This is a genomic window from Aquimarina litoralis, from assembly GCF_019295435.1.
In the GTDB taxonomy this organism is placed as follows: Bacteria; Bacteroidota; Bacteroidia; order Flavobacteriales; family Flavobacteriaceae; genus Aquimarina; species Aquimarina litoralis_A.
In genome coordinates this window covers 74,759-92,311 of the sequence record NZ_WEKL01000108.1, presented here as the reverse complement: position 1 = coordinate 92,311, position 17,553 = coordinate 74,759, and the positions used below count along the sequence as shown (strand labels likewise).

The 17,553-nt window shown below is 34.2% G+C and carries 3 protein-coding genes; all 3 read right to left on the bottom strand.

Going from position 1 to position 17,553, the window contains the following annotated elements:
* Positions 1–4,107: 4,107 nt before the first annotated feature.
* The gene (locus GBO31_RS24355; RefSeq protein WP_219011242.1) at positions 4,108–7,101 is read right to left on the bottom strand and encodes an immunoglobulin-like domain-containing protein; all 2,994 of its coding nucleotides are present in this window, start codon (positions 7,099–7,101) and stop codon (positions 4,108–4,110) included.
* 145 nt (positions 7,102–7,246) lie between these two features.
* Positions 7,247–8,146, bottom strand: a complete 900-nt coding sequence (locus tag GBO31_RS24350; RefSeq protein WP_219011241.1) for a T9SS type A sorting domain-containing protein — start codon at positions 8,144–8,146, stop codon at positions 7,247–7,249.
* Between the two features lie 21 nt (positions 8,147–8,167).
* Positions 8,168–17,350, bottom strand: a complete 9,183-nt coding sequence (locus GBO31_RS24345) for a M4 family metallopeptidase (RefSeq protein ID WP_219011240.1) — start codon at positions 17,348–17,350, stop codon at positions 8,168–8,170.
* Between the last annotated feature and the right edge of the window lie 203 nt (positions 17,351–17,553).

The following is a 17,553-nucleotide window of genomic DNA, read 5'->3' as shown; positions in this document are numbered from 1 at the left end:
GTATTATCTCGTAAGTTATCATGCATTACAATATTGCCCGTATCTAATGAAAAAGCTCCTTCTAAAATTACTACGGGTGAAACTGAAAAGTTATACCCACAATCTTCATTAAAAGTTGTTTGGTTGTCTAAGTAAAAATCTACATCTATTTTTGAAGTAGCATCAGTAGCATTATCTACTTGAATACAAGTTAGGTGTGTATTTCCTGTAGCACCTATATATGTGAGTAGGTTATTAGAATCATTTTTAAGGTTTACTGCTGAATAATCACAATTTGTAATATCGAATTCTTGTAAACTAGTATGTTCACTCAAATCTAAATAACCACTTAATGGGTTTTCATATATGTATATCTCTTGTAGTTTAAGGTTTTTGCTTAAATCGATAGCCGTTAAATTATTGTTTTCTAAATATACCTTAGTAAGGTCTGGAATTYTGGTTAAGTCTATTTCTGATAGCGAACAACTTCCAGCATCTAATTCCTCTAATTCAGTATTTTGAGAAATGTCTATTGCGTTTATAGTATTATTCCTAACACTTAAAACTTCTAAAAGTGTGTTTTGAGTTACATCGATTGAAGTTAACTCATTATCCCAAATACTTAAGTAATTTAAATTGCTTAGATTCGTAACATCTACTTCAGTTAAGTTATTTCTATTAATGATAACAGATTCTAATATTGAAGTATTACCAAAATTAATATTCTCTATATTATTTACCGCAGCGTTTAAAAAGGTTAGATTGTTGTTGTTAGAAAGATCTAAACTGCTAATTAAATTATTCCCGCATCGTAAAGTTGCAAGATTTGTAAAATCTTCAATTCCTGTAAGGTCTGAAATAGATTTTGATACAATATCTAAGGCAGTAGCAGTTTCAATATTTGCTGTAGGGATTTTTCCATCGGCGCTAACATCATCACGAAAAGATAATGCAGCTTCAAAATTTGCATCTGGAATTAAGGTATACCCACAAGTAGTTGTGCTAAATGTTGTACCACTAATTACATTTGTAAAATTTGTTTCCGCATAACTAACATCGTCTACCATAATACATGGTAAATCGCCATTGCCAGTTGCATCAAAATTGGTAATGGTTGTATTGTTTCCATTTCTTAAATCTAAAGATACCAAGCCACTAGAATAACAAAGCAAAGTAGTTAAGTTTACATTTGTTGAAAGATCTAAAGTTTGAATTCCAGAAGAGCTATAGCATCTTAAATCTGTCAGAGCAGTTGCTCCACTTACATTTAATGAACTCAATGAAGTATTATTATAACAATATAGAGTAGTTAACGCCTTATTTGTTGAAACATCCAGTTCAGTAATTAGTGTTTGATACACAAACAATTCCTCTAAAGCAATTGCACCATTGGTATTGATAGTTGATAAACCACAACTATAAGCATGTAGTGTTGTTAAATTAGTGTTAGACGATACATCTAACGATGTGATACCAGAACTATGTACATTCAATATCTCTAAAGCCGTATTCGTGCTTAGATCTAAACTAGAGATTTGAGTGCTATATAATTGTAATTCTTTTAAAGCTGTTGCACCAGTTGTATTTAAGCTCTGTAATGAACTACCGTAAGATGTAACTATTTCTAAAGCAGTGTTTGTACTTACATCTAAACTCAATAGCTTAGTAACATTAATAAAACTTAAAGCTTTTACACTAGTTGCACCAGTAAGATTGACAGTACTTAGTTCGTCACAGCCATTACATTCTAGTATTTCCAAAGCTGCCATATTACTCACATCAATACTTTCTATAATTGAAGGTTCTGCATATACTTCTTTAATTACTGTATTCCCACTTAAATCTAAATTGACAATTGAAGTTGAAGAAACTGTTAACACTTCTAAGGAAGTAAAATCAGTAATTCCGGTAATATCAGTGATGGCGTTATTACTTAAATCTAAAGAAGTAACGGTTTGGATAAATTCTGTTGGAACCTGTCCATCATTGCTAATATCATCATAACCTAAATGATATAATAGCTCTTCAAAAACGGTATCTGGTATAGTAGTATAAGTAACACTACAAACTGTAGCACTGTATACATTAGCATCATCAACATCTGTCCAATTAGTAGTTGCGTAAGTCACATCATCTACCGAAACACAGATTAAATTTGGATTGTTTTCTAAATAGACCTCTTCGATGTTTGGATTTGCCCCATTTTTTAGATTTAATGTTACAATTGGTGTATTTGTAACTTCAACTTCAACTAAATCAGGATTGTTCGATAAATCCAAAGAAATTAAATCGGTATTATCTGCTAAAATTACTTCAAGTAAAGGATTGTTTGAAAGATCTAACCTGGTAATAGCATTGTATGAAACACCAATTCTATATAATAAGCTATTATTTGAGAAGTCAATTTCGGACAGTTGATTATTAGTACAAAACAAACTTTCTAATAACGTATTTTGGGAAAGATCTATGGAAGTGAGTTGATTGTTTAAACAGTTTAACTCTTTTAAATTGGTGTTAGAACGAACATCTAACGCAGTTAAATTATTATCGTAAATATCTAATTTCTCTAAAGCTTTAAAATTCTCTAAGCCTGAAGCGTCGGAAATATTTTTATTAAATAAAGAAAGTTCTGTTATATTTTCAATTAAAGTAGTAGGAACAAAACCGTCTCCAGAAATATCATCATAACCTAATGCTTCTAATGCCGCTTCAAAATTAGAATCGGGTATGGCTGTATATGCACAGTTTACTGTACTAAATATTACTCCAGCATCAACATCCGTAAAATTAGTTTGTGCATAAGCAACATCATCAACCAATATACAGATCAGAGCCGGATTACCTGTTGCAGCAAAAAGGTCAGTTGCAGTGTTATTCCCATTTTTAACGTTTAAAGATGTTAAATTGTTATTAGTAACATCTATCTTTTCGAGTCTAGTATTTAATGAAAGATCTAACTCAGAAATTGAGTTATTCCCTAAAGATATCCTTCGTAATAAAGTGTTTTTAGAAAGATCAATGCTCGCGAGTAAATTATCAAAAAACTCAATCCTCTTTAAGTTTGCATTTTTTGATAAATCAATTGAAGAAATTTGATTCTCGTCTAAGTATAGCTCCTCTAAATTAATTAAATCGCTTACATCAACTGTTGATAATGAATTTCCATTAGCAAATAGTATTTCCAGTGAAGTAAAATATTGTAACCCATATAAATTACTAATATTGGCATTGTCTACATTTAATGAAGTTAGATTTTGAATGTTTGCAATAGGCACCTGACCATCGGCAGAAACATCATCATATGAAGCTAAGGCTGCTTCAAAATTTGCATCTGGAATTGGAATATAATCACAACTAGTTGTAATAAAACGGACTCCAGTATCAATATCAGTAAAATTTGTTTCTGCATAAGCAATATCATCTACAATTATACAAGTCAAATTTGCATTACCAGTAGCACCAAATGCTTTGAAATTGCTATTATTTCCATTTTTAATATTTAAGTAAGAAAGGTTATTGTTATTTACATCTAAGCGTTCAAGAAGTACATTTTGTGATATATCTACACTTGTAATTGTGTTACTATCCATATAAGCATCAACCAGTACTACATTTTGAGAAAGATCTATACTTGTTAGTTGATTATTATAAAAATCAATTTCTGTTAACTTCGTATTATTCGTTAAATCGATAGCAGTAAGCTGATTTTCAAATAAAGCTAATTCTTCTAAATCAGCTAGATTACTTATATCTATACTCGTTAAAGAATTTCCGTTAGCACTCAATTGTTTTAAGGCAACAAAATCTTCAATTCCTTCTAAACTACTAATATTTTTATTAGCAACATTTAATGATGTTATGCCATTAATATTAACTGTTGGAATTCGACCATCTCCTGCTACGTCATCTAAAGTGGATAATGNAGCTTCAAAATTTGCATCTGGTATTTGTGTGTATTGCGCTTGTGCAGTACATAAACCAAAAATAAAAGTGATTATGATAAAATGTATAATTGTTTTCATATTTAAGGGGTTTTTACAATAAAGAATACACTTATTATCACCAAAATCTCTAATACCCCTTCTTGCCTAAAAGAAGAAGACAAAAAGGAGTAGATGAGATTTACCTTTATTGTTTTATTAATTTTAAGACATCATTGCCTCGATTTGTAAAAATGTGGACAAAATATATTCCAGACTCTAAATGAGAAACAGCAATCTTATTGTTCTTTGTTTCCATCACTTTTTGTCCATTACTGTTATAGATAATGACTTGTTCTACATCAAGCGTAATAAATACATTGTCAGCACTTGGATTAGGGTACATTGCTAATCCTTCTAATGTGTTATCCGCTATACTCAAAGATGGTACTACGTTTACTGTTCTAGTAACCTGTGTTGCATTATTTCCTGCAGCATCGCTCACGTTATACGTTATGATATAGGTTCCTAAAACAGCTGTATTAACAGGGTTTACTACCACAATATTTGCTGTGATATCTCCATCTAACGAATCTGTGGCTATAGCTCCAGAATCTACATAATTCCCTCCTTCTTCTATGTCCACAGGGTTATCACCTTGTAAGATAATAACAGGAGCAGTCGTATCTACAACAGTTACTTCCCTTGTTACTTGTACAGCTGCATTCCCCTCTGAGTCACTTACATTGTAAGTGATAGTATATACTCCTGTAATGGATGTATCCACAGGGTTTACTACTACGATATCCGCTGTAATATCTCCATCTACAGAATCAGTAGCTGTCGCTCCCGCATCGGTATAAATAGTTCCTGCTTCTACGGTTACGGTTGCATTTCCTGTTAAGGTAATTACTGGAACTGTCGTATCGGATACCCTTACTTCTCTGGTAACTTGTACAGCCGCATTTCCTGCAGCATCACTTACATTATAAGTTATTATATATACTCCTAGCGTAGAAGTATCTACAGGATTCATCGTTACAATATTTGCTGTGATATCTCCATCAAATGAATCAGTAGCTGTAGCTCCCGAATCGGTATAAGTCGTTCCAACTTCTACAGTTATTATTGCTGCTCCGGTTAAAGTAATTACTGGAACTGTTGTATCAGACACCGTTACTTCTCTAGTAACTTGTACGGCAGCATTTCCTGCAGCATCGCTCACATCATAGGTTATTGTATATATTCCTGGAACCGCAGTGTCTACGGGATTTACCACTACAATATCTCCCGTGATATCTCCATCTAATGAATCAGCAGCTATAGCTCCTGCATCGGTATAAGTCGTTCCTGCTTCTACAGTGAGGGTAGTAGCTCCGGTTAAAGTAATTACTGGAACTGTTGTATCAGACACGGTTACTTCTCTGGTAACTTGTACGGCAGCATTTCCTGCAGCATCGTTCACATCATAGGTTATTGTATATATTCCTGGAACAGCAGTGTCTACAGGGTTTACCACTACGATATCTGTCGTGATATCTCCATCTAATGAATCTACAGCTGTAGCTCCTGAATCGGTATAAGTCGTTCCTGCTTCTACGGTTAGGATTGCAGCTCCCGTTAAGGTAATTACAGGCACAGTCGTGTCTGACACAGTTACTTCACGAGTTACTTGTACAGCCGCATTTCCCGCAGCATCACTTACATCATAGGTTATTGTATATATTCCAGGAACAGCAGTGTCTACGGGATTTACCACTACAATATCTGCTGTGATATCTCCATCAAATGAATCAGCAGCTATAGCTCCTGGATCCGAATAACTCGTTCCTGCTTCTACGGTTACGGTAGCAGCTCCCGTTAAGATAATTATAGGTGCAGTAGTATCTGATACGGTTACTTCTCGAGTAACTTGTACAGCAGCATTTCCTGCAGCATCACTTACATTATAAGTTATGGTATATATTCCAGGAACAGCTGTATCTACAGGGTTAACCACTACGATATCCGCCGTGATATCTCCATCAAATGAATCAGCAGCCGTGGCTCCCGCATCCGTATAACTCGTTCCTACTTCTACAGTTAGGGTTGTGGAGCCTGATAAAGTAATTACTGGAACTGTTGTATCAGATACCGTTACTTCTCTAGTAACTTGTACAGCTGCATTTCCTGCAGCATCACTTACATTATAAGTTATGGTATATATTCCAGGAACAGCTGTATCCACAGGATTTACTATTACAATATCTGCTGTGATATCACCATCTAATGAGTCATTAGCTGTAGCTCCTGCATCGGTATAAGCAGTTCCCGCTTCTACGGTTAATGTTGCAACTCCTGTTAATGTAATTACTGGTACGGTGGTATCCTCAACAGTTACTTCTCTAGTAGCTTGTGTAGCTGCATTTCCTGCAGCATCACTCACGTTATACGTTATCGTATATATTCCTGGAACAGCTGTATCCACAGGGTTTACTACTACAATATCTGCGGTGAGATCTCCATCAAATGGATCAGTAGCTGTAGCACCTGCATCGCTATAGGTAGTCCCTGCTTCTACAGTTACCGTTGCAGCTCCTACTAAAGTAATGACTGGTACTGTTGTATCTATTTCTGCTCCTGTACTATCGAATGTGTCATTTGTTAATTGAACTCCAGGAAAATTTGTACAATCTGGGAAACCGAATGTAGTTGGTCCACAAGCAGTAAAAAACTGATCTAAAAATACAGAGCCCGTTTCAAAAGCAATGGTAGGATCCTCACTGATATCAGCATATTTGATTCGTATACTAAAAAGGTGTTTTGGTGTACTGGTTACATTATTAGCCGTGATAGTACCACTACTTAATCCTTGTTGGAAAGATGTAGAAACTCTTGAGTTTGTATTATCATTAGCAATAAATGATGAATAAGCAGGAAAACCAGAATAGGTTTCTGCCAAAATAGATCCAGCTGGTTGTAAGTATTCAAAGTTACCTCCGCTATGGATGTTTTCACCAAATGCGGCAGTGCTATAGGTAAAATAAATTTGCCCTGATCCAAGCTTAAAATCCGAAGTAGCTGCTATATAAATATCCGCTTCATAAAAGTCGTCTGTTCCGTCATTGGTGTTTCTGGTATTCTGAAACGTAAAAGTAATGTCTTGAGCATTCATATATGTCGAGAGACATATCAGCAAGGTAAATAGTATTATTTTTTTCATGGATTTTACTTTTAATTAGGTTTATTGAGGTATTTCTTATTTTAGTTTCACATTAAGTTTTAGACAAACGATACCTTGTTAGCCACATAACGAGGTGTCCCTGGCAGCTAATAAAAGAGGAGTATGTTATCTGCTTATTTTTTTATTATTCCTTGATGAGTTTGTAGGTTTTTCGGGAATTTTGCTTATCTATTTGTACAAAATACACACCTGATTGTAGCCTAGTTACATCAATAGTTCGGTCCAATGAATGATCTATCATTGTTTGGACTAACTTACCGTTAAGATCCGTTATATAGATATCAGATTTTACACTTCCTAAACCACGTATAGTAAAAAATTCTTTGACTGGATTAGGGTACAAACTAATAGTATCAATTTGTTGTTCTTCTATGTTTAAGGTTTGTAAGGCAGCACCACTAGAATCATAGGTGTCATTGATCAATTGGATTCCTGGTAAATTAGCACAATCTGGGAATCCAGCTTTGATACCACTTTTGAGCATACTGCCACAAGCTGTAAAAAATTGATCTTGAAAGATTACTCCTTCTTCAAAAGCAATCATAGGATCTTTGGTAGCATCCATATATTTTATTTTGATATGAAACAGCAACTTAGCAATAGTAGTTACATTTGCTTTGGTAATGGTTTCAGCACTCACACCTTGTTGAAAAGCAAAGGATACACGATGCACAGTATTGTCATTTTGCACAAAACTTTTGTATGCGGGTAACGTATAGTTTTCTCCTAAAATATAACCAGAGTCATACTTGTACTGGATTGCATTGTGTTTAGAAATATTATCTCCAAATGCTTCTGGATTGTAGGTTAAATACACCTGTCCAGATCCTAGTTTAAAAGCTTCAGAAGCCTCAATCATTACATCGACTTCATAGTAGTAATTACCATTTTCGATTGTTTTTTGGGCATTGGCAAAGGTAAAATGAATATCCTGAGCCTGAATTGCTATAGTAGCGAACACTAACAAAAAGGTAAGCCGAAACTGTTTTTTTATTTGACAGTACATAGATTTTACATTTTTCATAATCAAGGGTTATTATTCTTTTTAAAATTGTTCTCCTTTCCCAACATTGGGATTCATTAAGTTATTGATATCCGTATTTTGAATCTGACCGTTCATATCCATATCTGCATCGCTATATCCAGAAGCCCCAAGTAATGTGATCACTGTATTGATATCTGTATTTTGAATTTGACCATTGGCATCATGATCACCGGATATTAATGCAAAAGTACCATCGCCTATTTCTGCTACAGCATTAGCTCCTCCTTGGATTTGTGAGGCATCCATTGTTAAATCTATTGTATTCGCTGCTGTTGTTGAAAAAGTAATAGCACTATTGGTCATAATGCCCAAATGATTTCTATGGTGTATCGCCATATAATAGGTGTCATCCTCTGTTGAAAAATCTAGTGGAGAAGTACCATCAACATCTACAATATCGCCATCACGCTGTAATAAAGCAGAGCGCGAATAACTTACTAAGGTGTTATTTGTAGCATCTCGCAATTCTAACCAAACCCAATCTACAATGGCATCATCCCCGGTAATATCAAATACTGTAGCATCACAGCTTGCACCATCTGTATAAGGACTTATGGTTGGTAGTAAACTAGCTACTCTTAGATCATCTCGCATTAAGGTCTCTTCTCCTGTATTAGGGTTTAAGGCTGCACCTTGCAAAAAGACTTTTGGCATTACTACAAAATCTGTGGTACAGCTTGTATCACTGAAACTTGTTTGGTTATCAATATCCGTCCAGTTGGTTGTGCTGTAGGCTGCATCATCTACGAGGATACAGGTTAGATTTGGATTATTGGTGGTATTAAAACCAGTAATGATGGTATTATTTCCATTTTTAATATTGAGTTGACTTAGATTGCTATTTGAAGCATTTAATCTCTCTAGATTTACATTGTTAGAAAGATCTAACACTTCAATCATGGTATTCTGAATTTCCAAGTCTTCTAAACCTGTTAGGGTGCTTACATCAATCGAACTTAAACCAGTATTGTCAGCCTCGATTTCTGATAGCAATGTATTATTCCCAAAAGTAATATTAGTAAGTGCCACTGCATTTGTGAGTTCTAGAGCATCAATGATAGAGTTGTTGGTAAGATCCAAACTGGTAATAACTGTATTATCTTCTATACCTATGTATCCCAATGAGGTATTGTCACTAGTATCAAGTGCTGCTATAGTACTTCTATTAAGATACAAGTTATCCAAAAGGGTTAATCCAGAAATATCAATACTTTCAATAGTACTACAGTCTTCAATAAGTATTTCTGTTAGTAATGTGTTGTTTGATAAATCAATACTCAAAAGTGCTGTATTGGATGCATCTATATATTTTAACAAGCTATTTGCTGAAACATCCAAACTACTCAATGGATTATCATTAATTCCTAAATATTTTAAAGAAACAAGTGTACTAAGATCGATGGTAGCTATGTTATTTCTACCTAAGTTTAATTCCTCTATAGCGACGTTAGTAGTTAAATCTATTTCGGATAAATCATTCCTTACTAAGTCAAGATTTATTAGATTAATATTCTGAGATACATCAATTTCTAATAAATTATTAGCATCTAGATCTAGTTGTTCTAGCGCTATATTGTTGGACAGATCAATTTCGGACAAATTATTACTGTCAAGAACAAGTGTTTTTAGAGCAGTAAAATCTTCAATTCCGGTAGCATCATTAATATTATTACTTCTTAGGTCAATGGATGTTATATTTTCTATCAATGCCGTAGGTACTTGTCCATCACCAGAAATATCATCGTATCCTAAAGCCTCTAACTTAGCTTCAAAATTACTGTCTGGAATAGCAGTATAACGACAGTAATTTGTAGACGTAAAAGTTGTTGTTGCATCAATATTGGGCCAGTTAGTAGTACTGTATGCAGCATCGTCTACTATAATACAGCTTAGATTAGGAGTATCAGTACAGGTAAAGCTACTTAACGTAGTATTACTACCGTTTCTTATATTTACATAACTTAGGAGAGGATTATTATCAAAATCTGCTACTATCAAATTTGGATGTATACTTAGATCAATAGATTCCAGATTTGTTTCATCCGCCCGAAAAGACAGCAGTTCTGTATTATTTGAAATATCAATGACACTAATAGGGTTTCTGTGAATTATAAGTGTCTGTAATTTACTATTAGCAGTAACATCTAAAACAGAAAGTTCATTATCTGATACAATTAGTGATTTTAATTCAAGAAGTTGACTCACATCAAGGCTTGTTAAATTTAATGAAGTAGCTTTAATTGTTTCTAATTTTGTATTATTACTAAGATCTAAAGCTGTAAGATCATTGCTCGAAATATCGATTTCAACGAGCTCGATATTATGAGAAATATTTAACTGAACTAATGTGTTTCCAGGGGCTTTTAAGATTTCTAAATTTGTATTTAAAGAAAGGTCAATGGAGTTAATCCCGTTATTGGCACCAAAGTCCAATTCTTTTAGAGCTACATTTTCTGAAAGATCAAGGGTTGTCAGACTATTAATACTACAATTTAATACCTCTAAAGCAGTAAAATCTTCGATACCTGTCAAATCATCAATCCCGCTTGCTCTTACATTGAGCTCAGTTATAGTTTCAATTAAGGCCGTAGGTACTTGTCCATCTCCTGAAATATCATCGTACCCTAATGCTTCTAACTCCTCTTCAAAATCTAAATCCGGAATGGCAGTATAACGGCAATAGGTATCGCTAAAGGTCGTTTGAATATCAATATTCGTCCAGTTAGTTGTGCTGTAGGCTGCATCATCTACGCGTACACACTCAAGATTTGAATTATTAATAATATTCAATACTACTATATCTTCATTGGCACCATTAGCCATATTAAGTCTGTATAGATTATTATCATCTAAATAAACATTATCTAACGCGGTTAATATAGAAAGATCAAGGTTTTCTAAATTATTTGCAGAAGCGTCGAAATTGATAATACTTAAATTATTAGAAAAATCAACATCAACTAAGTCATTAAAAGCAATTCCTAAATGCTCTAAAGCTATATTGTCGGAAATATCAATAGCGGATAATTCATTACGATCTAATCTCAATTCTTCTAATTGAGAACAGTTAGATAGGTTAACATTACTTAATTGATTACTTGTAGCATTTAAGTTTACTAATGCTGTATTTGAACTTACATCTAAAGATGTTAAAGCATTTAAACTGATATCCAATGTACTAAGACTATTAAAATCTTCAATACCTGTTACGTCCGTTATCGATTGATTGGATAAGTTTATAGAAGTAACTACTTCTATCAATGCTGTTGGTACTTGCCCATCTCCTGAGATATCATCATACCCCAACGCTTCTAAAGCGGCTTCAAAATTACTATCTGGAATAGCGGTGTAGCGACAATAGGTATCACTAAAACTGGTTTGCATATCAATGTTTGTCCAGTTTGTATTACTATAGGTAATATCATCTACCAGAATACAGTTGAGTTCACTATTTCCTGTGGCACTAAAGTATGAGATTGCCGTATTATTTCCATTCTTTACATTGAGATAACTAAGTGTATTGCCATCTACTATAATTTCGTCTAATATGATAGCACTTGAAAGGTCTAAAGATTCTAAATTATTTCCAGATAATAGCAAGGTTCTTAAATTGGATGAATCATTAGGGAATACAATACTTGTTAACCCATTGTTTAGAACAGAGATAGTCATAAGATTAGCATTGTTACTAAGGTCTAAATTAGTAATAGCGTTTTCGTTAACTTCTAGAACCTGTAGCGCTGTAAAATCTTCAATCCCTGTTAAATCTTGGATTGTTACACCTGGAGCTCCTGTTATTCCCAACACGGTTAATGTTTCAATAAGCGCGGTTGGTACTTGCCCATCACCAGAAATATCATCATAGCCAATGGCTTCTAAATTAATTTCAAAAATAGGATCTGGAATAGCTGTATAACGACAATAGGTATCACTAAAGCTAGTTGTGGCGTCAATATTGGTCCAATTTGTTGTGCTGTAAGACGCATCATCTACTAAAACGCAATTTAGATTTGGGTTTCCTCTAAAATCTTGTGCTATCAAATTGGTATTCGTACCATTTCTAAAGTCTATGGCTGTTATGGCATCACTATTTGTAACTTCTACTAATGTTATTGCTGTATTTGTAGATAGGTCTAAACTTGTAATATCGGTATCATCGAGGTATAGTTCTTTAAGGTTCGTAAGCGCAGATACATCCAATTCTGTGAATGGATTTTTTGATAAATTTAAAGTTTCCAACAAGGTATTACTAGACAAATCAATAGAAGGCAAAGCTACTTGAAATAGGACTAAATCAGTAAGTGCCACAAAATCTTCAAGTCCTGAAATATCTTGAATATTATTATCTCCAATAGATAATGAAGTAACATTTTCAATGAGTGCTGTAGGTACTTGTCCATCACCAGCAATATCGTCATAGCCTAAGGCTTCTAAAGCAGCTTCAAAATTACTATCTGGAATGGTTGTATAACGACAATAAGTATTACTAAAACTAGTTTGGTTGTCTATATTCGTCCAGTTTGTAGCACTGTATGCAGCATCATCTACAAGAATACACGATAAACTAGGGTTATTAGTCGTCTTAAAAGTGTCATTAGAAATAAAACTATTCACTCCATTTTTAATGTTTAGGTATTCTAAATTATTGTTTTCAACAACAATAGAATAAATACCTGATATGTGACTGAGGTCTAACGATGTTAAATTGTTATTGGACACATCTAATACTTCTAACTGAACATTAGTTGTTAGGTCTATACTTTCTAATCCTGAATTAATTATTGATAAGGATTCTAATTCTGTGTTCTTACTTAGATCAATAATATCTAGTTGCGCATTTTCTAAGAGTAAAACATCCAACTTCTCATTTGAAGTAAGGTTTAGAGAGCTTATTGGGTTATTACTTAGATCTACCCCTATAAGGTTTATATTATTGCTAAAGTCTGCACTTGTAATATTATTAGATCCTATTAATAGAACTTGTAAACTTGTAAAATCTTCAATTCCTGTTAAATCTTCAATACTACTAGAGCTAATATCTAGCGATGTTATATTTTCAATAAGTGCTGTAGGCACTTCTCCATCACCAGAAACATCATCATAGCCTAAAGCTTCTAAATTAATTTCAAAAATAGGATCTGGAATAGCTGTATAACGACAATAGGTATCACTAAAGCTAGTTGTGGCGTCAATATTGGTCCAATTTGTTGTGCTGTAAGACGCATCATCTACTAAAACGCAATTTAGATTTGGGTTGTTAGTTAAAAATATAGATAGTATTCCTGTATTATTTCCATTTCGCAAATCTAGGTTTGTGATATTATTGTTAGTCAAGGCGACTCTTTCTAGACTAGTGGAAGCAGAAAGGTCAAAACTTGCTGTCAAATTATTATCTGATAGAAAGAAAATTTCTAAATCAGGTAAATCCGGAAGCGTAATGTCTTGAAGTCCAGCATTCGTGATATCAATTTTGTTAAGCAAAGGATTATTTGTTAAATCCAAATTGGCTAATCCTGTACCAGTTTCTTCAATTGTAATTTCTTCTAGTAGTACATTGCTACTAAAGTCCATATTAGTAATTGGGCTGCCATCACTATCAAATATTTTCAACAAATTATTTGAACTTAAGTCAACCGTAGAAATACTAGTGTTGTTTAATTGTAATTGCTCAAGTGCAGCAAAATCTTCAATACCGGTTAGGTCTGAAATATTATTATTGCTTACATTTAGACTTGTTATTCCCTCAATTAAAGCCGTAGGTACTTGTCCGTCTCCTGAAATATCATCATAACCTAAGGCTTCCAAATCTGCCTCAAAATTAGCATCTGGTATAGTTGTATAATAACAGTAATCTCCTTCAATGAAGTTGGTGTTCGCATGTATTTGTGTCCAATTCGCTGTGCTGTAAGCATTATCATCTACTTGAATACAGGTCAAAGAGGGGGTATGTGTTGTATTAAATGTTGTAATTGCTGTGTTGTTACCATTTCTAACATCTAACAAATTTAACGTAGTTTGCTCTAAATCAACATTTTCCAAACTTATAAGGGATGATAAGTCCAAATATGTAAACTCATTAAAACTTGCAGAAAGGGTTCTTAGATTGGTTAGACCATCTAAATTCAAACTAGTGATATTACTATCGCTGACTTGTAATGACTCTAAATTGGTCATATTACTTAGGTCTAACACCGGAAGATTACTCCCGTTAATACTTAAATCTACCAATGATGAAAAATCTTCAATCCCAGTTAAATCCGAAATATAAAAGTAATTCAAGCTTAATGAAGTAACTGGTTCAATTAAAGCTGTTGGTACTTGACCATCACCTTCAATATCATCATAACCTCTCGAATTTAACCCATATTCAAAAGCTGCATCAGGTATACTTGTATAACGACAATAGGTATCACTAAATATAGTTTGGGCACCTATACTGGTAAAATTGGTTTCTGCATATGCAACGTCATCTACTAGGATACAAGTTAAATTAGGGTTGTTGGTTGCTTGAAAAAATGTGAAATTAGTATTGTTACCATTTTGAATATTAAGACTCGTTAAGTTGTTACTTTGTACCCCCAAAATAAACAAGTTAGAATGATTGCTTAAATCGAGTTCGGTTAATGCATTATCGTTAAGGAAGAGTCTTTCTAACAATAAATTATTAGACACATCAATTTCGGTCATTCCTCCTCCAGTTAATGATATAGCTTTTAATGCGGTATTGTTAGATACATCTATGGCACTTATATTATTATTTTGCACCCACAAACCCCTTAAAATCAAGTTATTAGAAACATCCAAACTGCTTAGGTTGTTATCTGCTAATAGTACCACTTCCAAATCTGGGCAATTGGTAACATTCAGGCTTGTTAAACTGTTACGTTCGGCTCCAAGTCCTGTTAATTTTGTGTTACTGGTTAAGTCTAAACTTGTAAGGTTGTTATCTCTAACCTCCAAGGTTTCTAAGTCTACAAAATCTTCTATTCCTGTGAGGTCAGATATATTAGTATTATCAACATTAAGACTAGTAAGCGAATTAATGTTGTTGGTTGGCACTTTCCCATCTCCAGAAACATCATCATAGCCTAAAGCTTCAAGTGCTGCCTCAAAATTGCTGTCTGGAATTGAAGTGTATTCATTTACTGTTAGGGTAACTATATTTGAAGATAGATCATCATTACAGGTATTGGTGAGATAAGCAACATAACGATTACCATTTAAACTTAGAGCAGCATTGCTTATCGTTAATGTTTTGGTGAATACCCCGCTATACGTCGCATCATTAGCAATACTTGAAAAACCTCCTCCTCCATTAGGGACTATATACCATTGTACATTATCGTAACCCGTTCCTTCTACGGTAAGTTGTACAGTTTCGCCTACTTCTGTTGTCACATCCGTTGGCTGTGTGGTAATCGCTATTGTCGGTGTTACAAAAGCTGCTCCAACACCCACAGCATAAAATGCATTGGTTACCGATTGTTCCTGTTGTGAGCAACTACCAAATAAATCTACAGCCGCTTGTATCGCACCGGTTCTGGCATCTGCAAAATTTGAAGTACTCGTTAAATACACCGATTGCATTTGATACATGATATCCGCTGCATCATCCATGCCAATTCCAGTTACAGAAAAAGCATCACTAATATCGTTGGTTCCAGAACCTCCATTGACTAACAAATAGAACATATAATTTAGTACACCACTATTGGTATGTACTCCACAATAGTCGTTAGCGGTTCCATTAGGTGTACAATTGGACACATCATACCAAAATGTTCCTCCATAGGTATCAGGCTGCCCATACAGATTTGGATTGGACATTGATCTAAAGGCACCTCCACCATTTTCTTCACTTATCAGGTTGATGTTTTTTGATTGTCCGTGGTTATTGTTGGCATAGTTATCAATTACCATCGCCCAGATATCAGACAACCCTTCGTTAATTGCTCCTGATTCTAGTTCATAATCTAAATCTGAGGTGTTTCTTTGCACACCATGACCAATTTCATGTGCTACTACATCCAGATTGGTTAATGGAGTATATGATCCTCCACCATCACCGTAAATCATAAACCCTTTGTTATTATTAAATGATACCCAAGCAGCATTGGTGTAGTTGGTATCAAAATGTACATAGGATACAATAGATGAATTACTACCATCGTAGCTATTGCGGCCTTGCTCATTCTTAAAGTAATCGTATACCAGTTGTGCACCCCAATGTGCATCTAATGCATATTGGTCTTCATCAGTACTCATTTCTGCAGCGGTCCAGGTATTATTAGCATCAGTAAATTCGGTAACCACAGCATCGTTAAAATAATCATTCACGTTAGCAGAATGATTCATATTTACAGTTGCAATTCCAAATTTTGCTGCGCTTCCTGCTAACTGACCACTTCCTGTATTGGCTCTGGTTTGGTCATACAAAATATAATTGCTATTATCTAAAGTTGTTTCTATAGCTTGTGACCCAGAATATACCGTAGCACCGGTACCAGAAACAAAAGGAGCCCCGAAAGGTTTAGATGCTGTATGGTTATGATGTGCATGATCTTTATCTGAGTGTTCACAAGAAAGTACATTGTTTTTAAACTTTAAGACGTTGCCAGAAACGGCATCTACATATACTATTCCCATTTTTAAAACAGGTTGTGATGCTCCAACTCCAATAGCATACGCTAATCGAATCTCATTGGTTTGTCTATTGGGTAATATCACCAAGTCAGCGGTGGCTTTTCGTTCCTCAACAATTCCTTGATCGTCTAGCCAAAATACAGTGTTATTATTAAAATAGGCGCTGGCAGTTGCTTTTGCTTGTTGTTTTGAAATTTGTGGTGTAGTGTTTACTCCGGTTATATCAAAATAAGCTCCATTATAAGAGCTGTTTACTCCATTTTTTTGATGTAGTTTTAGGATTCCGGTTTCGACCTTAATTCCTTTATAATATTGCTGGTAGGTCGTATGTTTTTGCTGTTGTTTGTCTACATTGTTTCTAACAGCTCTGAATTCTATACCTGACTTCGTTTTTAAGTCAGAGAACAACATACTTTCAAAACTAGATTTTTGATTGTTTTGCGCTATTTTGGTGATTGGAATCCTCTTTAATTTTGATTCTTGTCCGTAGCCTATATATAGGAAACACAAGCTTATGATACATAGTAATTGTCTTTTCATAAAGGGGTAGATTTTTAAATTTTTACTCTTACTTTTCTTCTGCAAAATTTGGATTGATTTAGGACAAAAGAATCCTAGGATCTTCCTTTTCTACAGGGGATCAAAATTCATAAATACTTGATATTTGTGGGGTTAATTCAGAGTATAAACGACATGGAATTTCTAAAATATAGTTGTGCTAGAGGCACTTCTTATTTAGATGT

Excerpts from the sequence above, each read along its gene's own strand:
- GBO31_RS24355 (WP_219011242.1), bottom strand. The coding sequence starts at position 7,101 with ATGAAAAAAATAATACTATTTACCTTGCTGATATGTCTCTCGACATAT.
- GBO31_RS24350 (WP_219011241.1), bottom strand. The coding sequence starts at position 8,146 with ATGAAAAATGTAAAATCTATGTACTGTCAAATAAAAAAACAGTTTCGG.
- GBO31_RS24345 (WP_219011240.1), bottom strand. The coding sequence starts at position 17,350 with ATGAAAAGACAATTACTATGTATCATAAGCTTGTGTTTCCTATATATA.